18 protein-coding genes and 1 pseudogene are annotated in these 21380 nt (G+C 43.1%); 12 read left to right on the forward strand and 7 right to left on the reverse strand.

From position 1 onward, the window contains the following. Positions 1 to 109 precede the first annotated feature (109 nt). Positions 110 to 853, forward strand: coding sequence for an SDR family oxidoreductase (locus IOC57_RS18365; RefSeq protein WP_207440037.1), 744 nt, complete (start codon positions 110 to 112; stop codon positions 851 to 853). 74 nt (positions 854 to 927) lie between these two features. Here the strand turns inward: IOC57_RS18365 and IOC57_RS18370 are convergent, their stop codons facing one another. Next, the gene (locus IOC57_RS18370; RefSeq protein ID WP_286184999.1) at positions 928 to 2379 is read right to left on the reverse strand and encodes a YfcC family protein; all 1452 of its coding nucleotides are present in this window, start codon (positions 2377 to 2379) and stop codon (positions 928 to 930) included. Positions 2380 to 2756: 377 nt separating this feature from the next. Here IOC57_RS18370 and IOC57_RS18375 point away from each other — a divergent pair, with 377 nt between their 5' ends. The 6 genes and pseudogenes from IOC57_RS18375 to eutC form a co-directional block, all read left to right on the forward strand. Continuing rightward, positions 2757 to 4133, forward strand: a complete 1377-nt coding sequence (locus tag IOC57_RS18375; RefSeq protein WP_207440038.1) for a sensor histidine kinase — start codon at positions 2757 to 2759, stop codon at positions 4131 to 4133. A 9-nt stretch (positions 4134 to 4142) separates the two neighbouring features. Continuing rightward, complete coding sequence (locus IOC57_RS18380) at positions 4143 to 4727, forward strand: ANTAR domain-containing response regulator (RefSeq protein ID WP_207440039.1); 585 nt, start codon at positions 4143 to 4145, stop codon at positions 4725 to 4727. 145 nt (positions 4728 to 4872) lie between these two features. After that, complete coding sequence (gene eutH / locus IOC57_RS18385) at positions 4873 to 6144, forward strand: ethanolamine utilization protein EutH (RefSeq protein WP_207440040.1); 1272 nt, start codon at positions 4873 to 4875, stop codon at positions 6142 to 6144. An 18-nt stretch (positions 6145 to 6162) separates the two neighbouring features. After that, entirely contained in the window at positions 6163 to 7569 is a 1407-nt protein-coding gene (locus IOC57_RS18390; RefSeq protein WP_207440041.1) for an ethanolamine ammonia-lyase reactivating factor EutA, read from the forward strand. An 18-nt stretch (positions 7570 to 7587) separates the two neighbouring features. After that, positions 7588 to 8952, forward strand: a complete 1365-nt coding sequence (locus tag IOC57_RS18395) for an ethanolamine ammonia-lyase subunit EutB (RefSeq protein ID WP_207440042.1) — start codon at positions 7588 to 7590, stop codon at positions 8950 to 8952. A gap of 26 nt (positions 8953 to 8978) precedes the next feature. Then, a pseudogene (eutC, locus tag IOC57_RS18400) lies at positions 8979 to 9710 on the forward strand (ethanolamine ammonia-lyase subunit EutC); the annotation flags it as partial. 288 nt (positions 9711 to 9998) lie between these two features. Here the strand turns inward: eutC and IOC57_RS18405 are convergent. Then, complete coding sequence (locus IOC57_RS18405) at positions 9999 to 10724, reverse strand: DUF4261 domain-containing protein (protein ID WP_207440044.1); 726 nt, start codon at positions 10722 to 10724, stop codon at positions 9999 to 10001. A gap of 258 nt (positions 10725 to 10982) precedes the next feature. On the opposite strand from IOC57_RS18405, the gene IOC57_RS18410 reads away from it, so the two are divergent. Beyond that, positions 10983 to 11702 carry a YebC/PmpR family DNA-binding transcriptional regulator gene (locus IOC57_RS18410; RefSeq protein WP_053536610.1) on the forward strand — a complete coding sequence of 240 codons (720 nt, stop codon included), beginning with the start codon at positions 10983 to 10985 and terminating at the stop codon, positions 11700 to 11702. 97 nt (positions 11703 to 11799) lie between these two features. Here the strand turns inward: IOC57_RS18410 and IOC57_RS18415 are convergent, their stop codons facing one another. Next, positions 11800 to 13206: a polysaccharide deacetylase family protein gene (locus IOC57_RS18415; protein ID WP_207440045.1), complete on the reverse strand. Its 1407-nt coding sequence runs from the start codon at positions 13204 to 13206 to the stop codon at positions 11800 to 11802. Positions 13207 to 13391: 185 nt separating this feature from the next. Here IOC57_RS18415 and IOC57_RS18420 point away from each other — a divergent pair, with 185 nt between their 5' ends. Then, the gene (locus IOC57_RS18420) at positions 13392 to 13907 is read left to right on the forward strand and encodes an RNA polymerase sigma factor SigV (protein ID WP_207440046.1); all 516 of its coding nucleotides are present in this window, start codon (positions 13392 to 13394) and stop codon (positions 13905 to 13907) included. Next, entirely contained in the window at positions 13892 to 14761 is an 870-nt protein-coding gene (gene rsiV, locus IOC57_RS18425; protein WP_207440047.1) for an anti-sigma-V factor RsiV, read from the forward strand. The genes IOC57_RS18420 and rsiV overlap by 16 nt, the downstream gene beginning before the upstream one ends. A gap of 101 nt (positions 14762 to 14862) precedes the next feature. Here the strand turns inward: rsiV and IOC57_RS18430 are convergent, their stop codons facing one another. Beyond that, complete coding sequence (locus tag IOC57_RS18430) at positions 14863 to 15087, reverse strand: hypothetical protein (RefSeq protein ID WP_207440048.1); 225 nt, start codon at positions 15085 to 15087, stop codon at positions 14863 to 14865. A gap of 350 nt (positions 15088 to 15437) precedes the next feature. Here IOC57_RS18430 and IOC57_RS18435 point away from each other — a divergent pair, with 350 nt between their 5' ends. Next, positions 15438 to 16931, forward strand: a complete 1494-nt coding sequence (locus IOC57_RS18435; RefSeq protein WP_207440049.1) for a peptide MFS transporter — start codon at positions 15438 to 15440, stop codon at positions 16929 to 16931. A 298-nt stretch (positions 16932 to 17229) separates the two neighbouring features. Here the strand turns inward: IOC57_RS18435 and bioA are convergent, their stop codons facing one another. From bioA to IOC57_RS18450, 3 genes are read right to left on the reverse strand one after another with little or no spacing between them, the layout of a single operon-like run. Further along, positions 17230 to 18612 carry an adenosylmethionine--8-amino-7-oxononanoate transaminase gene (gene bioA / locus IOC57_RS18440; RefSeq protein ID WP_207440050.1) on the reverse strand — a complete coding sequence of 461 codons (1383 nt, stop codon included), beginning with the start codon at positions 18610 to 18612 and terminating at the stop codon, positions 17230 to 17232. Beyond that, positions 18609 to 19316 carry a dethiobiotin synthase gene (gene bioD / locus IOC57_RS18445; RefSeq protein WP_207440051.1) on the reverse strand — a complete coding sequence of 236 codons (708 nt, stop codon included), beginning with the start codon at positions 19314 to 19316 and terminating at the stop codon, positions 18609 to 18611. The genes bioA and bioD overlap by 4 nt, the downstream gene beginning before the upstream one ends. Next, positions 19295 to 19879 (reverse strand): biotin transporter BioY, encoded by a 585-nt coding sequence (locus IOC57_RS18450; RefSeq protein ID WP_207440052.1) that lies wholly within the window; start codon positions 19877 to 19879, stop codon positions 19295 to 19297. Before IOC57_RS18450 ends, bioD begins: the two co-directional genes overlap by 22 nt. A gap of 486 nt (positions 19880 to 20365) precedes the next feature. Here IOC57_RS18450 and bioB point away from each other — a divergent pair, with 486 nt between their 5' ends. Further along, the gene (gene bioB / locus IOC57_RS18455) at positions 20366 to 21331 is read left to right on the forward strand and encodes a biotin synthase BioB (protein WP_286185001.1); all 966 of its coding nucleotides are present in this window, start codon (positions 20366 to 20368) and stop codon (positions 21329 to 21331) included. Positions 21332 to 21380: the final 49 nt, after the last annotated feature.

Consider the following 21380-nt stretch of genomic DNA (forward strand, 5'->3'; position numbering starts at 1 on the left):
CATGAATATACAAGGGCTATGACTACCTCAGTAAAAAGGAAAGGTGGTAATATATGGACTGAAAATCCTTTTTATAAAATGGAAACCAGAGAAGAAAGAAGGGAAATGAATGGAAAGTCGATTGGATGGAAAAGTTGCTTTGGTCACAGGTTCTTCAAGAGGGATCGGTCGCGCTATAGCAGAACAGCTTGCAGATTTGGGAGCAAAAGTGGTAATCAACTATTCAGGCAGTGTACAGAAAGCAGATGAAGCTGTGCAAGGAATTACGGAAAAGGGCGGGGAAGCCGTCGCTATCCATGCCGATATCAGCCAGATTTCCCATATTGAAAATCTCTTTGAAGAAACGGTCAGAACGTTTGGGAAAATGGATATTTTAGTGAATAATGCGGGGCTGATGATAAATAAACCACTTTCCGAAGCGACGGAAGAAGACTTTGATAAACAATTTGCAGTGAACGTGAAGGGGACATTCTTCGCTTGCCAACAAGCCTTGAAATATATGGAGGCCGAAGGGAGGATCGTCAATATTTCAACCTCTGTAATTGGCCAGATGTTTCCTTCATATAGCATGTATGCAGGAACAAAGGGGGCAGTTGAACAATTCACAAGACATCTGTCCAAAGAGTTTGGCCCAAAAGGGATTACGATTAATGCAATTGCTCCAGGACCGGTTAACACGGAGCTGTTCAATGTAGGGAAATCGGAGCAGCAAATCGAAGGAATGAAAAAAATGAATGCATTCGGACGTTTAGGTGAAACCGAAGACATTGCCAATGTGATATCGTTTTTAGTGAGTGAACAAGCACAATGGGTTACGGGTCAGACGATTAGGGTAAATGGCGGATTCATTTAATTGCTTGTCATTCAACTAAAGCAACGTAATAATCCAACGTTGCTTTAGTATTTTGTGAAATCTTTAATTTGAACTTAACCATTCCAGTGAATTGTTTGAGCAATGATCAAGAAAGTGCCAGATATGAAGAACCAGATAAAAAACAAGGGCAGGTAAAAGCGAATCCACTTTTGCCAGGCGACTCCTGCTAAGGCAAGGGTGGCCATGAAATAGCCAGATGTTGGATATAATATATTGCCGATTCCATCTGCCAGCTGATAAGCTAACACGGCTGTTTGTCTTGTAACGCCGATGATATCGGCCAATGGGGCCATGATGGGCATGGTAACTAAAGCCTGTCCGCTGCCGGAGGGGATTAAGAGGCTGCATAACATTTGTACAATGAACATGCCAAGGGCGCTAAATACACCGGGGAAGTCGCCGACAAGATTACCGAGACTATGAACGATCGTGTCCATCACTTGACCATCCTCCATAACAACAGCAACAGCTCTTGCGACACCCACAATCATGGCACCGACCAAAACTTCTCGAAACCCGTCATTAAATCCTTCGCAAATCTCCGATAAGTTTAAACCGGCAACTAAACCGACAACGATTCCCATGAAAATGAAGAGCCCTGCCATTTCCAACATAAACCAACCTTTTGCTAAAACGCCATATACGAGCAGAAACAAGAAGCCTACCATTAAAATTAATGCAATTTTCTGTTTTTTATTCACCTTATATATTTCAGACCCTGGCTTATTTAAGTAAAGCGTCCGTTTGGCTTGATCCTCATCAAATACAAAACTACTCTTTGGATTATTTTTAACCTTGTTGGCATACCGCATAATGTAAGCTGTCCCTGCAGAAACAAAAATGATAAAAGCGATAATCCTTAGCTCGATACCGGAATATAGGGGAAGACCTGCGATTTTTTGACCTAACCCAGTGTTAATGGGGTTAAGAAAGCCTGTCATGAATCCGGCAGTAGTTGCGACTAAAGCTACAGAGACTGCAACCATAGAATCAAATCCTAAGGCAATCATCAGGGGAAGAATGACAGGTACATACACTAAACTTAATTCCTGTGTTCCAATCAAACTGCAAATAATGGCGAATGCCACTGTAAGGATAGGGATTAACATCATGCTTTTTGTCGAAAATCGCCTGGCTAATCTATCCACCCCTATTTCAATAAGTCCCGTTTTCCGCAGTACTGAAAATATTCCTCCGATGATGAATGTGAAAAAAACGATCTCGCCTGCAGCTACCAAGCCTTTTGGTATAGCTGTCATGAAGTCTACTGGAGTAATAGGTTTTTGTTCAACGAGTCGGTAGGAATCTGGATCGATCGTCAATCGATCCTCAGGACCTGGAATTCGCTCGTATACACCAGCAGGAACGAAATAAGTTGCGATTGCTGCAAGGAAGATAAATACGAATAATATGACATAAATATGTGGCATATTATACTTCTTTTTTTTGAATGTAGTCAGTTCATCGATACTGACAATTTTTTTCGAACCATTTTCTAATGCCATTATTTTTCCTCCATTATCTTTAGTTTATTAGCCTGCCTTTTTATGTGTTATGTTTAATAACATTGTATGTATCTATTTATTACATAATAAATTATTGATAATGAATTGTCATTGTTCATATTCACTAAAAACAATGGGTCAAATTAGATGATATGGATAATTCGAAAATGTGAATAGATGGAAAAATAGTTCGATGAACCTGATAGGTACATTAGATAAAAGGGCTAATGCAGGGATAATTTTTTTAAGTGCGATTTAAATGCCGCTACTTAATGTAAGGATACATCACATTAGAATATTTTGAATATTGACAAAAATAGGAGTGGTATCTATAATAATCAATAATAATATCCAAAACGTTTATTGGGGTTTTGCCTATGGAACGGACAATGACTGTCCGAGAATTATGTGAGATGCATACACACTTACTGGACAAGGATATTCTAATTCTTGAAAACCTATCAACGAATTTAACGTTGATAGCCAATTTGAATAAAGCAAATGTGTTTATTGATTGTCCGGTGCGTGAAGGGAAGCATGCCATTGTCGTGGCAGAGGCATGCGGACAGTCCGTGAAATCGGTTTATGATCATCCGGTTGTCGGAAAATATGCCTATGAGGCTTTTGAACCCGCAGTATTTTATGTATTTCGCACCGGAAAGGACATGTTCGTGAATCGGGCATTAACTCAAGAGGGGGCAATGGTCCAGCAAAGTGTCGTTCCAATCAAGGGGGAATGCAATCGGGTCATAGCTGTTTTGATCATGGAAAAGGTGATTCATGAAGAACCTGAAAAAACTAAACAGTTTGAGGGGCAAGATCAACAACATTCCTTAGTTCCTGAATTTATCGAGGAATCCATCTTCCTGATTAATGACCAGAACCGACTTGTTTATACGAATCCTGCTGCCATTAATTTAGTATCGGAAATATGTTTGACGGACTGTGTCTTAGGTGAACCCATTTTAGATTACTTTCCTGGCTTTGCCGATGTTCTTGCTTCAAAAGAGGAAATTTTAATGATGGAAATGAACATGGGTAAAAAGATTTTCCAAATAAAGAAATTCCATTTGGGCAACAAGAATTCCAATGAAACGTTCATCATTATCCGGGATCTGACTGAACTGCGGGATAAAGAGAGAGAGCTGATTAGCAAGTCCGTTGCCATTCGTGAAATTCATCATAGGGTGAAGAATAATTTGCAGACGGTTGCCAGTTTGCTTCGGCTGCAAATGAGGATAGGAGCCCCAGAAGAAAGCAAGCCCCATTTATTGGTCAGCTTGAATCGGGTGTTAAGCATATCCTCGGTTTATGAAATCATTTTGGCAAGCAGTCAGGTTGACCATGTGGATCTGCTGGAGCTTATTAGGAAAATTGGCGATATGATTGTTTATACGGGGGATCATGCCCGTCATAGCATAAGCATTGAATATAGTGGTGATGAGCTTCATTCCATTGATTCCGGCATTGGCATTTCTGTCGCGCTGGTGGTGAATGAGCTCATTCAAAATTGTGTGAAGCATGCTTTCAAGGAAGGGATGGAAGGGAAGATTACCGTATGCTTTCAAAAGGAGGGGCCTGAATTGAACATTCAAGTAAGAGATGATGGCATCGGATATTCTCAGGCTTCGAAACCTTCTTTGGGGCTGGATATCATCCGCATGACGGTGGAAAATGATTTGGAAGGGGAATTTTCGATTCATCGGGTTAAAGAAGGTACCCTGGCTTCTGTAAGATTTCCATACAAGAGGTAGGTGGGAGAATTGGTCAAGAGGATTTTGGTCGTGGAGGATGAATCGATTGTTCTGCTTGATATAACGATTATGCTCAAGGATGCAGGTTTCGATGTGGTTGGACATGCCCGTGACGGCGAGAAGGCGATTGAATTGGCCCATGCACTACAGCCTGATCTTGTTTTGATGGATATAAAAATGCCTAAAATGAATGGACTTAAGGCTAGCGATGTGATATCCAATACCTTTCAGATCCCGGTCCTGCTTTTAACTGCATTCAGCCAGCGTGACTATATCGACGAAGCGAAGCATGCGAATATCGTCGGATATCTTGTAAAGCCAATTACAGAAGCGAATTTGATTCCGGCGGTGGAGATAGCTTTACTGCAAGCAGCCAATACAAAGAAGTATCAGGAACGAAATGCTCAATTGGATGAAACGCTCACAAATCGTAAAGTCATTGAAAAGGCAAAAGGAATCATCATGAAAAGGAAGAATGTAACAGAAGAGATCGCTTACAATAAGCTGAGAAGGCTAAGTATGGATAAGCAGCTTTCCATGGAGGCGGTGGCACGCCGAATCATTGCCAATGATCAAAAACAAGTAAATAGATGAAGCAATGGCGCTTTGATGGACCCAATTGGTTGTAGGTAGGCATTTCTGCCGAAAAAACTAAGTTTGGGCTATAAGAGGCGTCTTTTTTATACCCTTTTTTTAGAGTCGATAGTCCAAATCAAATCGGAATTCAGGGGGAATATGTATGGAGATGGTAGGGAAATTCGTAATTTATATCATTATGGTGTGTGCCGTTGTCGGTGCTATTGCATCGATTAAAGACAGTGAGCAAGGCTTGGGCAAACAGTTCATGGAAGGTTTGCATACGGTGGGCCATATATTTATCCCGGCAGCTGGAATTATGGCCTCTATTCCTTATCTATCATGGTTCATCGATACAGTATGCGGCCCGGCTTTCGCTGCGATCGGTGCAGATCCGGCCCTCGCCGCAACGACGATTTTAGCAACGGATATGGGGGGGTACCAATTAGCGGCCGAGCTGCAGGAATCATATGAAGGCTGGATCATGGCGATGATTGTCGGATTTATGTCTGGGGCAACGATTGTATTCTCGATTCCAATGGGGCTTGCGATGCTGGAGAAGCGTGATCATAAATACATGGCACTTGGTGTCATGTCAGGAATTCTGACGATTCCGATTGGCGCTTTTATCTCAAGCGTGCTGGTGGTGGCAACGAATTCGAAAATCCGTGAAGTAATTTCCACGAATGCGGATTCTACATACGAATTCGCGATGAGCTATTTGGAGATTGCCCTGAATCTTTCCCCGCTTCTTATTTTTGTGGTATTGCTCGCATTAGGGCTTTATTTCCTGCCGGATTTGATGATCAAAGGTTTCATGTGGTTTGGAAAGATATTGGATGCCGCAATTAAACTTGTACTCGTGTTTTCGATCGTGGAAATTTTCACCGGACTGTTTTCCAATGTATTTGGTGCTTGGGGGTTCCATCCAATCATGGCCGATAAGGCAGACCAGTTCCGTGCCCTGGAAACGGCGGGGTATATCGGGATAATGCTGGCAGGTGCATTTCCAATGATTTACCTGATTCAAAAATATGCAGGCAAACCGCTTGAAGCAATGGGCGGCAAAATCGGATTGAGCAAAGCGGGGAGTGCTGGCATATTAGCCACGGTTGCCAATATATTAGCAATGTTCAAGCTTGTTAAAGATATGCCGCCGAAGGATAAGGTCATAAACATTTCCTTCGCTGTGTGTGCGGCCTTCCTATTAGGCGATCATTTATCATTCACAGCCAACTTTCAGCCCTCCTTAATATTACCGATCATAGTCGGTAAGCTATCTGCCGGAGCGGTTGGAATCGGTCTTGCTTACTGGCTGTCCGTTCCGAAAGCTTTGGAATTAGAGGAAAGGGATCGTGCAGCAGGAGTTATCGGCGTAAATGAATATAAAACGAAAAACGAGGAAGAAAACAGCAATGAAATCCAAGTGGTGTAAAACTGGGGTGTGATTTTAATGAATGAACAGGTGGAACGGATCATCAGTGCAGGAATTGATATTGGCACCAGTACGACGAAGCTTGTTATCAGCGAGCTTTCGCTTAGGAATGTGGCGGGTGTCGGACAGGTGCCCAAAATCGAAATTACCGATAAGGAAATTCTGTATCGAAGTCCCATTTTCAGGACCCCGCTTTTATCCGAGACGGTAATTGATATACCGGCTGTTCAAAGAATGGTGGAAAGTGAATATCATCAAGCCGGGATCATGATCGAAAACATCCAAACAGGAGCTGTCATCATCACAGGGGAAACGGCAACCAAACAAAATGCGGAAGAAATGGTGTACCGGTTATCTAATGCGGCGGGGGAATTCCTTGTAGCGGCAGCCGGTCCGGATTTGGAGGGAATCATTGCCGCCAAGGGTTCCGGCGCCTACCAACATTCCATTAAGACAAGAAAGACTGTAGCGAACATAGACATTGGCGGAGGAACGGCGAATATTGCCATTTACCGTTCCGGCATGCTTCGTGGAACGTGCACACTGCATATAGGAGGCCGATTGGTGGAGTGGGAAGGAGTGAAGGTGAAGGTTGCTCCTTCGATAGAGGAGTGGCTGAAATCAAAGGGGTTCGCTCCTTTGGCTGGTGATGGAGCAATCATCGCAAACGAGATGGCGAAGGTGCTTTCGAGGTTTTTGGCTGGTTCATTCACAAAAGAAGACGAACTGCTTTTAGTGGGGAAGGAGCCATCTTGGACAGGACGAATAGATGTGTTGATGTTCTCAGGAGGTGTCAGTGATTGCATCTATCATGAAGAACGGGAGGACAAAAGCTTCCGGGATATCGGCATGATGCTCGCCGCCGCTATCAAGGGAAATGAAGAATTGGCTGAATGGGAGTGGGAACAGCCCGTTGAAACGGTTCGGGCGACTGTCCTTGGAGCAGGAGCACATACAACTGAAATCAGTGGAGCTACCATCGAGGTGAATGATTCTCATCTGCCAGTTCGTAATATCCCAGTCTATCGGGTCGATTTTCATGGTGTGCCTGATGATGTAACCGCGAGAATGGCACAAGCTGTCCAGGATGCGATCACGATATATGATCCCCAGCATGAGGGCCAGAATTTTGCGTTTTATTTAACGAATTTACCTTACCAATCATTTCGGGACATCCACCAGCTCGCAGTCGCTTTTACCGAGGCACTGAAGCAAAAATCGAATCGGCAGCAGCCTCTGATCATTGTCATGGATAGTGATTATGGGAAGGTACTTGGTCAAACCATTCTAGCGAACCAACCGGATCTGCCGGTCATCTGCATTGATCAGACAGAAGTGGAACATGGTGATTATTTAGATATAGGAAGGCTGCTGCGGACAGGGGTAGTTCCGGTTGTAGTAAAAACGCTCACCTTTCACAGTTAGGAAAAGGAGGACTATACGATGAAATTATCCACTCAATACTTTGGGGAAATCCATCAATTCAAATCGTTGAAAGAAGTCATGGCCAAAGCGAATGAAGAGAAATCAGGGGATAGGCTTGCGGGAATCGCAGCAGATTCGGTCCAAGAACGGATTGCGGCGAAAGCGGTTCTTAGCGAATTGACTTTGGCGGACATCAGGAACTATCCCCTGCTCTCCCCGGAAGAGGATGAGGTGTCGCGGATCATAGATGCTCTCATCAATGGAACCATCTATCAATCTGTGAAGAATTGGAGCGTTGCCGAGCTGCGTGAATATATTTTGAGTGACGAAACGACCGGCGAAGATTTAAAACGATTAAGCAGGGGATTGAATAGTGAAATGATTGCTGCGGCAGCCAAGTTAATGTCGAACCTCGACCTTATCCATGCAGCCAATAAAATCGAAGTGCTCACCAAGAATAATAGCACGATCGGATACAAAGGAACGCTTGCTTCGCGCCTTCAGCCTAACCACCCGACCGATAATGTGGATGGCATGCTGGCTTCTTTAAAAGAAGGCCTCTCCTATGGAGTCGGGGATGCACTCATTGGAATCAACCCTGTCGATGATTCGGTCGAAAGCGTAAAGCGGCTGCTTCATGCGACACAGGATGTCATCCAGAAGTGGAACATCCCGACCCAAAATTGTGTGCTTGCGCATGTGACCACGCAAATTAAGGCCGTACAGCAGGGGGCGCCTGCCGATATGATTTTTCAAAGCATCGCCGGAACGGAAACGGCCAATCGCTCTTTTGGAATTAACGTACAATTGCTCGAAGAAGCTAATGAGGTCGCGAAGGCCCATGGGACCGGCACAGGCCCGCAGCATCTTTATTTTGAAACGGGGCAAGGCTCCGAGTTATCGGCTGAAGCGCATTTCGGAATCGATCAGGTGACGCTTGAGGCCAGGAACTATGGATTTGCCCGCTATTTTGATCCGTACATTGTCAATACGGTCGTCGGATTCATCGGACCTGAATATCTATATAACAGCAAGCAGGTCATCCGCGCCGGATTAGAAGATCATTTCATGGGAAAAATGCATGGACTGCCGATGGGGGTGGATATTTGCTATACGAATCATATGAAGGCGGATCAAAATGATATTGAGGACTTGGGTGTACTTTTAACGGCGGCTGGCGTGAATTTCATCATTGCAACTCCGATGGGGGATGACTGCATGTTAAACTATCAGTCTTTGAGTTACCACGACATAGCGACTTTGAGGCAAACGATGGATAAACGTCCTGCCCCTCTATATGAAGCTTGGCTGGAAAAGATGGGAATTATGGAGAATGGAAAATTAACGAAGCGTGCCGGTGATCCAACTATATTTAACCATTAGGAGTGGAGGATATGGGAATGAATAATAAGGAAGATTTGGATGTTTTGATAGCCAAAACCCCTGCGCGGATAGGGGTAGGCAGGTCAGGGACCCGGCCGAAAACGGATTCTTGGCTGAAATTCCGTTTTGACCATGCGGCGGCCGTCGATGCTGTATATGGTGAAGTCAGCGATATTCTTTTGAAACGCTTGGATTTATTCAAGGTGAAAACGAAGGCGGATGATAAGGAAGTCTATCTACGGCGTCCGGATTATGGAAGGAAGCTTTCGGATGAAGCGAAGCGGGTGATAGAAGACAAATGCATAAAGGCACCAACGGTTCAAATCATCATTTCCGATGGCTTAAGTGCCAAGGCGATCGAAGAAAATGTGGAGGACGTCTATTTATCTTTCAAACAATCTTTGGTTGTGGCAGGTTTGGATACAGGTACACCTTTTTATATTGAAAAGGGCCGGGTTGCCGTAATGGATGATATCGGTGAAATTCTTGGGCCTAAGGTCATCGTCCTGTTGATCGGTGAACGGCCTGGTCTAGTCAGTGCTGAATCATTGAGCGCTTATATTTGCTATAAACCACGTTTGGGTACCATTGAAGCAGAGAGGATGGTCATTTCCAACATCCATAAAGGCGGGATCCCCCCGGTTGAAGCAGGGGCGCATCTTGGCACGGTCATTCAAAAGATCCTCAAATACCAAGCGAGCGGCATGTCCCTCGTGAAGAAAGAACATGAAGAAGAAAAGCGTGAAAAACTCGGTTGAAAAAATAAAAAAGGAGGAGCGAATCGATCCTCTTAGTTTGGCGGAATGGTCTAATCCCGAACCAAGATTAAGACTTATGGTATTGAACGTTGATTTCCACTTCGGGCACTCGCTTTCCGCGGGCGATCCGCCCTCAGCGCTCTTTGCACCTGTGGAGTCTCTCTTTACGCGCTTTTCCCCAGGAGTCCCATACGTTCCGTTGCAATCAACTGGAACGTTGTTAAAATAAAAAACTGCAGGCAAACTCGATCTATCCGAATTGCCTGCAGTCTGGGGGAGAATCGCCCTCTATTTACTTGTCCCTAAATTCCATAATCCAAACGGGTTGTAGAAGGGATGGTCCTCTTCATATCTAAAGTCCTGAAGGCCAGTCAATATAAAGTCGGGTGCATCTTGTTGAATGCTAAAGGTTTCGCCATTCTTAAAGATAGGCCGTTCACCTAAATGGTAATAATTAAATGTGTTAAGCAGAGCAGCCGCCTCTTTAGGACTCATGGTGTTAAGTGTCACGGCATCTGGAAGACCGAAAGCTTTCATCCCGAATGAACAATAATAATCTTCCTCTCCGATGATCGTGACAAAATGGGCGTATACAGAGAGAATATCCGGGCCATGATGAAGATGCTGCCAATCTTCCTTTGAATGGGCAATTCCTGCCGTTTCTATTTTCACTGCCATTCCGCCTGCCCTTAGGATCGCTGCCCCGGCATCGATCAAATCGATAATATTTCCGGTATCGGATACATCGGCTATTATATAAACGGTAAAGGTATGGTCATTGATTTCCTCTAATGCACTCTCTGAAAAGGCATCTTTACTTGCGTAAGAAAAGCTTTCTTTTAAAGTGGGTTCATAATCATGGATCTCCGCCTGAAAAGTTATGTTCTTATCCTTGTTATGAAAAACATTCCCGGCCAACAGATACCCTTCGCTTTGTGAAGCGACCGTTTGAATCAATTCTGTCCGGTCCCGCCATTTACCGGGTATCCCGATGATGATTTGGTTGTCCTTCATGGATCATCTCTCCTTCCGATCACTTCATACTATACCACTACTGATCTTTTCCATAGTATTTCATAAAAATCTGCGCCAATGATTGTTAAATGCCAGTGTGGGATGTCAGGACTTTTTCAAAATTATACAATTGATGTATAATATAATCTAGTAAACGTATAGCCTATCTTCAAAGGAATTCCCTTGGTGGGTTTTCTCATAGGGAAGTATCAAAATAATCTATTCGTATATATCATGGATGAAAGTGAGTGGAATATAATGGGTCGTAAATGGAATAATATTAAAGAAAAAAAAGCGTCAAAAGATGCTAATACTAGTCGGATTTATGCTAAGTTCGGACGTGAAATATATGTAGTGGCAAAACAAGGTGAACCAGACCCAGAGTCCAATCAGGCATTAAGGGTCGTACTTGAGCGTGCGAAAACGTACAATGTTCCAAGAGCGATCATTGACCGTGCGATTGAAAAAGCCAAAGGCGGTTCTGAAGAAAACTATGACGAACTTCGTTATGAAGGATTCGGTCCAAATGGTTCAATGGTCATCGTGGATGCATTGACAAACAACGTGAACCGGACGGCATCCGATGTACGTGCCGCATTTGGGAAAAATGGCGGGAATATGGGTGTCAGCGGATCTGTTGCTTATATGTTCGATGCAACGGCTGTCATCGGGATTGAAGGTAAAACGGCTGATGATGTTCTTGAACTGTTAATGGAAGCGGATGTTGATGTACGTGACATCATTGAAGAAGAAGAAAGTGTTATCGTTTATGCCGAACCTGAACAATTCCATGCTGTACAACAAGCGTTCAAGGATGCAGGAATCAGCGATTTTACAGTGGCAGAGCTGACGATGCTTGCACAAAATGACCTGACCCTTCCAGAAGATGCACAAGCACAATTCGAAAAAATGATTGATGCATTGGAAGATTTGGAAGATGTTCAACAAGTTTATCACAACGTAGATCTTGGTGAATGAAAAAACGAGCAGATCTTTGCTATATGAAAAGGTCTGCTTATTTTATTTAAAAGGAAAGGGCCTGTTCCGAATCACGAAACAGGCCCTTTCCTTTTCATTATTCATTTAGGGTGATTCCGGAAAGTTCACGGTCTTTTTTCACCTTTTCCAATTCCGAAATGGTCACCAGTTGATAACCTTGGTCATGCAGTTGTTTGATGATTTTTCCTGCAGCCTGTGCGCTAGTTTTATAGATATCATGCATTAATATGATCCTGCCATCTTTGGCTTTGCTCATCACTTTATTTACGATTTTCTTTTCATTGCGTTCTTTCCAATCTTCGGGATCGACATCCCAAAGTGTGACTTTCATATCCTCCATGTATTCACGCACATTATCGTTAATCGCTCCGTATGGGGGACGGACGAGATTTGGCTCAGCACCTGTAGCTTTTTCTACAGCGTCTTGGGTTTTTTGTATTTGATTTTTGATTTTATTCTTGCTTAAGCGCGTCAGCTGCGGATGGTCCCATGAATGGTTGCCGATCTCATTCCCTTGCTGCAGCATTTCTTGCAGAACTTCCGGATAGTGCTGAACGCGGCTTCCAAGCACGAAAAACGTCGCGTGTCCATCATACTTGTTCAGGTCTTTAAGAATGGACATGGTATGGCTTGGATGTGGCCCGTCATCGAATGTCAGGGCAATGACCTTTTTTGTAGGGTCGATCCATTCATTTTGCACGGGCAGTTTGGCGACGATATGTTTTGGCTGCCATTCCCTTACACGATCCTCATTCAAATCTTGACTTTGATATGAATCTAGCAAACTATCTTTAAAAAGTTCCTTCTTGATGGCGATTGTATGGGTCTTAGTTGAATCATTCGTCTTAACGTAGAATACAAGCGTATTTTTCAAGACTGAAAAAGAATTGAAGTTGGCTGCCTTCAGTTTGTTTTCCTTTTGAATGAGACTGTTTGAAATGCCTTCTTCTTCCTTCTCCGTCAACTCTTCAAAAACAATATCGGATAAAACGGATAAATAATCAGTATCCGTGGCAAAGATGTCTTCTATAGAGAGCTTTTGCTGAGATGGAATATCATAAGAGAAGATCTGGGAGCCAGACTGCTTCTTTCCTTGCACTTGCTCATATTTATCGAAGGAAATCGTAATGGTCTGTTTGCTGAAATGGAGGATCGTATAGGTGAGGTTAAGCTCGGAAGCTTTTCCGTCGGATGCTTTCCATTTCTTTTCATAATTTTTAATTTCTTTCTTTATGTAGGCTTCTAGCTGCTTGTCGATATTTTCTAAATGCAGAACGGGTCTGCTGGCTGAATATCCGCCTTCCGTATTATCTTTCACATACGTTTGTATATCAGCTTCTGGGTAATTTTTATCGGTTGTATAGGCCGAAACGGTTCTTTTCTTATCAAAAGCAAGGCTTTTGATGGCTAACCCCAATGTTCCCACAGCTGCTGTTAGACAAAATAGAAAAATAAAGACTTTTTTATAATTTAATTTCCTCATGATGCACTCCACCTCGATAATCATTCTACTATATAGACGCGCCAAAAGCCTTAAAAGTTTGTAAAAAATTTCATTTTTTTATATTCATATATTTCCTGGTTCCTTTTCAAACTTTTATGGCTCCACGAACGTCTATCCTTTGTACCTAGGATACGTAATTTAAATGTAAGGAGCTCTATCATGCAATGAAAAATCTAGATATGAATCAATTAATAGCGGCCCGGATAACCGAACGGCAAGAAAATTTGTACAGACTTGCTTTTTACTATGTCAAAAATCAGGAGGATGCCCTTGATATCGTACAGGAATCGATCAGGAAAGCGCTAGCCTCCAGCAGCAAGATCAAAGACGCTGCTTCCATAGATAGTTGGTTATATAAAATCATCGTCCGAACGGCACTGGATGTTTTGAGAAAGAAAAAGAAACTGACCGTCGCCGATGACGAAACAATAGAATACTTACGCAGCGGTGAGGAAGATCACTATCCAGATCTGGATTTGCAAAAGGCCCTGGAGGGACTCTCGGTCAAGTACAAAACGGTAGTCGTTCTCCGTTTCTTTGAGGACCTGAAGTTGGACGAGATAGCGGAAGTGCTGGAAGAGAACGTAAGCACGATTAAAACGAGATTATATAAAGCGCTGCAACTATTGCGGATCAACATGACTGAACGGGAGGAAACGAAAAAATGGAAAAAAAATTAAAGGATCTGCGGGAAGAATATCTTAAAACACCGATACCAAAGGAATTGAATGATGTCGTTCAAGCAACCTTGAATGAAAAGCCCAGGAAGAAGCCAAGGGTTGGCAGGAATATCCTCTTATCAGCGGCTGCAGCGCTTCTGATTTTGACAGCTTCCGTAAACATCAGTCCGGCAGTGGCGAAGGCCATGGGTGATATTCCGATAGTCGATAAGGTCATCGAAGTGATTACCTTCGTCGAATGGAAAGAAGAAGCGAATAATTCCTCGGCACTCATCAAAACACCTGCTATATCCGGTCTGGAGAATAAACAGCTCGAAAATAGCTTGAATGATAAATACTTATCGGAAAGCAAGCAGCTCTATAAGGAATTCACGGACTCCATGTCAAAACTGAAGGAAGGGGAAAAGGGCAATATCTCGGTGGAAAGCGGATATGTGATATTGACGGATAATGAAACGATATTATCCGTACAGCGTTATACGGATACGATTCAGGCTTCCAGTTCTACAGAAAGTCAATTCGATACAGTCGACAAGAAAAACGAAGTGTTATTAACGTTAAATAGCTTATTTAAAGATGATCGCTATCTTCAGGTGATCAGTGAGAACATCAAGGAACAGATGAAGCGGCAGATGGCTGAAGATCCGGAAAAGATATATTGGGTCGAAGATGATGGCCATACTGCCTTTAAAGGCATCGATGAAAACCAAAACTTTTATATAAATGGAGATGGCAAGCTAGTCATCGCTTTTAACAGCTATGAAGCTGCACCGGGATATATGGGGGCCGTCGAGTTCATCATTCCGACAAAGGTGCTGTCAAACCTTCTTGTGGGCGATCAATATATCCATTAAAACGAACTTATTTGCATGGGGCATTAACCATTCTTATGACGGGCGGAAGGTCCTTAAAACGGCATCATGCTGATTAAAAAAGACGAACCAAGGTTACTTGATCACAGTAACCTTGGCTCGTCTCTTTTTTGATTGAATTGCATCTGGGCCAGCTCCAGTCTCATTTTTTCCGTCTCCATCAGAAAGTTTTCATGTTTAAGTTTTTCAAGTTCCAATTCAACTTTTAACATATTGTGTTTGATTTTTGACTGTTTTTCGAAATGGCTTGTCAGTATGCCGATTATAGGGATGGAAAAAATCAGCACAACAGTTATGATCCCGAACATTATGGTGCCTCCTCATTTTTTGTTATATCTATTATACGGTGTATATAACGGTTTTGGTTGGGTTTTTTTTCAAAATGATTCTCTCTATTTTTTCCGAATCTCTTTAGATGTGCATGGCAATCAAAGTGATATGAAGCGTCATACCATTGGTGAAGTTAGGGTACTATATCATTGAGGAATGCTCCCTATTAGACTAAATAGAATGTTTTTTGCTGAGGAATGCGGAATTTTGCTTGCATAATGGAAAGCCGCTTCTATTTATATTGAAACTAATTATTTAAATATACTAAATATTTGTTTACAACAGTGAAAATAAAAGTTATTATACAATAATAAAAGGAGGACTAGGTATGGCAACGATAAATAAACAGAAAATTGTGGATAGTGTACCTCAAAAAGGCTTTTTTGGAAACCCAAAAGGACTATTCACCCTTTTCTTTACTGAGTTCTGGGAGCGTTTCTCCTATTATGGCATGAAGGCCATTCTTGTTTACTATATGTATTACGAAGTTTCTAAAGGGGGACTAGGTCTTGATGAACATACAGCCCTTGCCCTTGTATCCATCTACGGATCTTTAGTATATATGTCAGGAATAATTGGGGGATGGCTCGCCGATAGGATTTTTGGGACTTCAAAAGCCGTATTTTACGGTGGTATCTTGATCATGCTCGGGCATATTGTCCTTGCTGTACCAGGCAGTCTCTCCATGTTCTTTGTTTCCATGGTGCTCATTGTTCTTGGTACTGGTTTATTAAAGCCGAATGTTTCCAGCATTGTCGGTGAAATTTACGCGGAAAATGACGAACGCCGGGATTCCGGTTTCAGTATATTCTATATGGGCATCAACATGGGTGCATTCCTTTCACCATTTGTTGTCGGTACAGTCGGAATGGACTACAGCTTCCACCTTGGTTTTGGACTTGCAGCAATTGGTATGTTGATTGGACTCATCGTCTTTGTTACAACAAAGAAAAAGAACCTGGGCCTGGCTGGAACGATTCCTGCTAACCCACTATCACAGAATGAAAAGAAAAAAGTATTCACTAAATTGGGGATAGCTGCACTTATCATAGCTGCCATCATCGGCATCACTGCTTATGCAGGCATCTTAACGATTGAAACTTTTATTAATCTCGTAGGTATCCTGGGGATCGTTATTCCGACCCTTTATTTCATTTTCATGTATCGCAGCCCGAAAACGACTTCTGTTGAACGTTCTCGCTTGATTGCCTATATTCCTTTGTTTATAGCAGCCGTCATGTTCTGGGCGATTCAAGAGCAAGGTGCAACTATATTGGCGAACTATGCAGATAAACGGACACAGTTGAATTTCGCAGGATTAGAAATAAACCCTGCATGGTTCCAATCTTTGAACCCTTTGTTCATCATTACCCTTGCACCGGTATTCGCTTGGTTATGGATTAAACTAGGAAAGCGTCAGCCGACCATTCCTCAAAAATTCTCAATAGGTCTACTGTTCGCCGGCTTATCATTCCTGGTGATCCTGCTTCCTGTTTATTTCGGTGGATCAGACGCATTAGTCAATCCGCTATGGCTTGTACTTAGTTATTTCCTTGTAGTACTTGGAGAACTTTGTTTATCGCCTGTTGGACTTTCAGCCACTACAAAATTGGCTCCAGCCGCATTCTCGGCACAAACGATGAGCCTGTGGTTCCTGGCAAGTGCAGCAGCACAAGCACTGAACGCACAAATCGTCAGATTCTACACACCTCAAACCGAAATGGCTTATTTTGGAGTGATCGGTGTTGCTTCAATAATCCTTGGACTGGCCTTGATGGCCTTATCACCAAAAATTCAAGGTTACATGAAAGGCATTCGCTAACACATAGCCAAGCAGTAACAGAAAGATGACCTCTGAATAAAAAACAGGGTCATCTTTTTTGTTATATCTCGTGCACTAAAACATCCTGAATGGGTGCTATCTGGATTCCTAAAATGTTCAGTTTGAATTTCAGAAATGATTTGGTTCTGAAACGTTTTCTTAAGAGGAAACAAACTGCATTCCCTGGACTTGTCTGCAATCTGGGGTTACTGGATTAGTGAACATCCTTCTTCACGAAGTTCCCTTAGAAAGTATGGAAGGAACCGTAATGTGCTCTGCCCTTCCAGTTCCTTTTGAATCAGTTTGCAGCTGGGATCAATCCTTTATGAATGGAGACTTCCTGAATGGCGCGGTAGACGGTTTCAACCATGAAATCGAGTTCCTTTTCTGACATGGAAAGAATCGGCATCATCGTAATGACTGGACCAAGTTCCCGGATGATCAGGCCATTTTCCCGTGCTGTATGGATGATCCCGGAAACGACGTTCTCTTGGAGGGTGAACGTTTCTTTTGTTTGGCGGTCTTTAACGATTTCCACTCCAATCATGAAGCCACGCTGGCGGATATCGCCGACTATCGGAAGTTCGTATAGCGTTTGCAGTCTTTCGGATAGATATTTTGATTTTTTCTGGATGTCTTTAATGAGATTACGGCTTTCCATTAGCTCGATATTCTTCAGGGCAAGGGCACAGGCCAGCTGATTTCCTGTATAGGTGTGGCCGTGATAGAAGGTTTTATGTTCTTCTTGTTCCCCCAAAAAGGATTGAAAGATTTTCTCGGTCATGATGGTGGCTGCAAGTGGCATATATCCCCCGGTGATCCCTTTGCCCATGCACATGATATCGGGGACGGCATCTTCCTGTTCGCAGGCAAACATTGTACCGGTGCGACCGAACCCTACGGCCACCTCGTCACAAATTAAGAGGATATTGTACTTCTTGCATAATCGTTCGACCCCTTTCAAAAAACCACGAGGATGGGTTATGATGCCTGCTGCTCCCTGCACTAGAGGTTCGATGATCAAACCTGCAATTTCCTCTGATTGTTCTTGCAGTAACTTCTCCAGTTCCGTCAAGCAATGGTTTTTCACAGCTTCTGGATCTCCATACTCAGTCATGTGATAGGCATATGGTGAAGGAGCGGAAATCCGTTGAAATAAGAGGGGCTTAAAGATTCTATGGAATAGATCCATTCCGCCCACACTCACAGCTCCGACAGTATCTCCGTGGTATGCTTCGTCAAGTGAGACGAATTTGTTTTTATTCTTATGCTTGACGGGATCGATATTCTGCCAATATTGATAAGCCACTTTAAGGGCGATTTCCACAGCGGCAGATCCGGTGTCAGAGTAGAAGACTTTCGATAAAGAACCAGGTGTGATCTCTGCCAGTTTTTTTGCCAGTAAGATCGATGGTACATTCGCAGATCCCAGCAGCGTGGAGTGCGCGACTTTCTTCACTTGTTCAATAAGTGCGCCGTTTAATTCCGGCTCGTTATGCCCGTGCACATTCACCCATAATGAAGCATAGCCGTCGAGATAGCGTTTGCCATCCACATCAACCAGGTAGCTGCCTTCGCCGCGCTCGATGATCAGCGGTTTACTTTCCCGATACGTTTTCATTTGGGTGAATGGATGCCATACATATTCCTTATCCCATTGTTCTAAATCCTGACTGTTCATGCTTTGAACACCTCTTTCAGTTGTTGGGTATAATCTTGGGAATCAAGCAAATCAAGGGTACAGCTCCTCAAATCTTTTTTAACGTCGGCCAGAGTCGGGATGCAGGCGAGGCCACTCAGCCCAGTCAGCTTTTCAATGGTTTCGATATTGTCTTGATGAATCCGGTCTTCTGGCCGGTAATGGTTATACAAAATGGTTTTCACGTTTATATCATGAACTCGGGCATAAGAATGGGTCGTCACGACATCGTGAATCGCCCCTAAACCGCTTGTAGATACGAGCAGGACAGGCATGCCGCAATTCCTGATGAAATCAGCCGTCATATAGAAACCTTCCGTTCGTTCAATAAGCGGCACAGCCAATCCGCCAGCGCCCTCGACTAATACGATGTCATACATTTCCTCGAGTTCATGAACCCTTTCCACTACTTTCTTTTCATCGATTGGACTCCCGGTCAATTTAATCGCCAAATGTGGGGAGGTTTCGGGTTCCAGTGTGTAAAACCCTGATTCCTTTACACCGAGTTCCTGTTCAAACCAAGATATATCTGGGTATGTATTATTTTCCTCATTGATTCCAGTTTGAAATGGCTTGAATATCGTGACGCTTTTTCCCAATGTCTGAAGGGACAGATAGAGTGCACTCGTGACGATGGTCTTTCCAATATCCGTTCCAGTTCCGGTTATAAAGTAGGCTTGGCCCATGGATGATTCAGCTCCTTTACGTTTATATATTTTGAAATGCGGGGACGTACTTGTTGAATGATGACAGCACAGAGAATGCATAGCATTAAATCACCGGGTACAGGTAATAAGAAACCGTAAAGAATCGTTTGGTTGATTGAAAGCGGAGTTTCCACAATCCACTTCATCGCACCATACAGCCAGATGCAGCCGAAAAGGTAAACTGTCAGCAAAGAGGCTGCATTAGCAAAGAATATGGAACGAATCGTGGAGAGGGAAAACCGGTTGATCAGCCATCCATTTATATAGGCTCCCAGTATATATCCGAGCAAATAGCCGAAAGTGGGTTTGAATATATAGCCGAATCCCCCGCCTTCAGCAAACACGGGCACCCCGATAAGTCCGATCAAGACGTAGCATAATTGACTGAGCATTCCAAGGCGGGGTCCCAATAATGCACCTGCCAAATAGACTGCCAGAATTTGCAGTGTGAATGGTATGTATGGGATAGGTATCTTAATAAAGGCGCCAATGGCAGTTAATGCGGTAAAAAGGGCCACATATGAAATCGTCCTTGCTTTCAAGTTTTTAACCTCCTTTTTAGAAATGCCAGCATGATGCCCACTATTAGTTTGCCTGATTCCTATTTTATATGTCAACTAATTTATTGTTTGGTTAACATATATACTGCCAGCTTTCTTAGGATTTAAAGAACAGACTAGGAAAATATTGAAAAAAGACCATTGAATAATATTTTGTTTATATGTTATTATTCAAACAATATGTTAACTTAAATAAAAATAGGTTTACATATTAAAGGTTCTATTTTGTCGGTAAACTATTTATATCGTTTTCATTGCCGACATTGTTGAATTTGTTCCTTCCAAATTATTACATAGTTGTAGGGTCAATAAACAAGCGAGAACAACCGATTTGATTTAGCGTGTACAAATTATCCAACCGGTTCCGAGGGGCTCTGGTAATTAATCAAGGAAGAATCATGGGAAGGACTATACAACATTAAAAGAAGAGAGGGATTAGGTTTGGAAACATTGGTAAGGGATTGGAAGATGTTAGCGGAGAACGTTATCAAAGGATATAAAGTGACGGAGGAAGAGGCATTATCCATCGTACAAGCCCCAGACGAAGAGGTTTTGGGAATTTTGAATGCAGCCTATCTCATACGCAAGCATCATTATGGGAAAAAAGTTAAATTAAATATGATCATCAATACGAAATCAGGATTATGCCCTGAAGATTGCGGCTACTGTTCACAGTCGATCGTGTCGGAAGCCCCGATCGATAAATATGCTTGGCTGACTAAAGAAAAGATTGTCGAGGGAGCGCAAGAATCTATTCGTCGCAAAGCGGGTACTTATTGCATCGTTGCTTCTGGCCGCCGTCCGACCAACAGGGAAATTGATCATGTCATTGAAGCGGTTAAAGAAATCCGCGAAACGACGGAACTTAAAATCTGCTGCTGTTTAGGTTTCCTGAATGAGGAACATGCAGGCAAACTAGCGGAAGCAGGCGTTCATCGCTACAACCACAACTTGAATACATCACAGGAAAACTACGGCAAAATTACATCGACACATACATATGAAGACCGGGTGGATACAGTCGAAGCTGTGAAAGATGCCGGAATGTCCCCATGTTCTGGTGCCATTTTCGGTATGGGGGAATCTGAGGCGGAAGCGGTGGAAATCGCCCTATCCCTACGCAGCCTTGATGCAGATTCCATACCTTGTAACTTTCTCAATGCAATTGACGGAACGCCGCTTGAGGGAACTTCCGAGTTGACCCCAACTAAATGCCTAAAATTGATTTCGATGATGAGATTCGTTAATCCGAGTAAAGAAATCCGTCTGGCCGGCGGGCGTGAGGTCAATCTCCGTTCCATGCAGCCCATGGCACTTTATGCAGCCAATTCCATCTTCGTCGGCGATTATTTAACGACAGCTGGTCAAGAACCCACAGCGGATTGGGGAATTATCGAAGACCTGGGATTTGAAATTGAAGAATGTGCCCTTTAATTGAAAAGAAAATTATTGAGACAAACTAAAAAACACCCTTAGGGTGTTT

It is taken from the genome of Bacillus sp. SD075 (assembly GCF_017355165.1).
GTDB lineage: Bacteria > Bacillota > Bacilli > Bacillales > DSM-1321 > Peribacillus.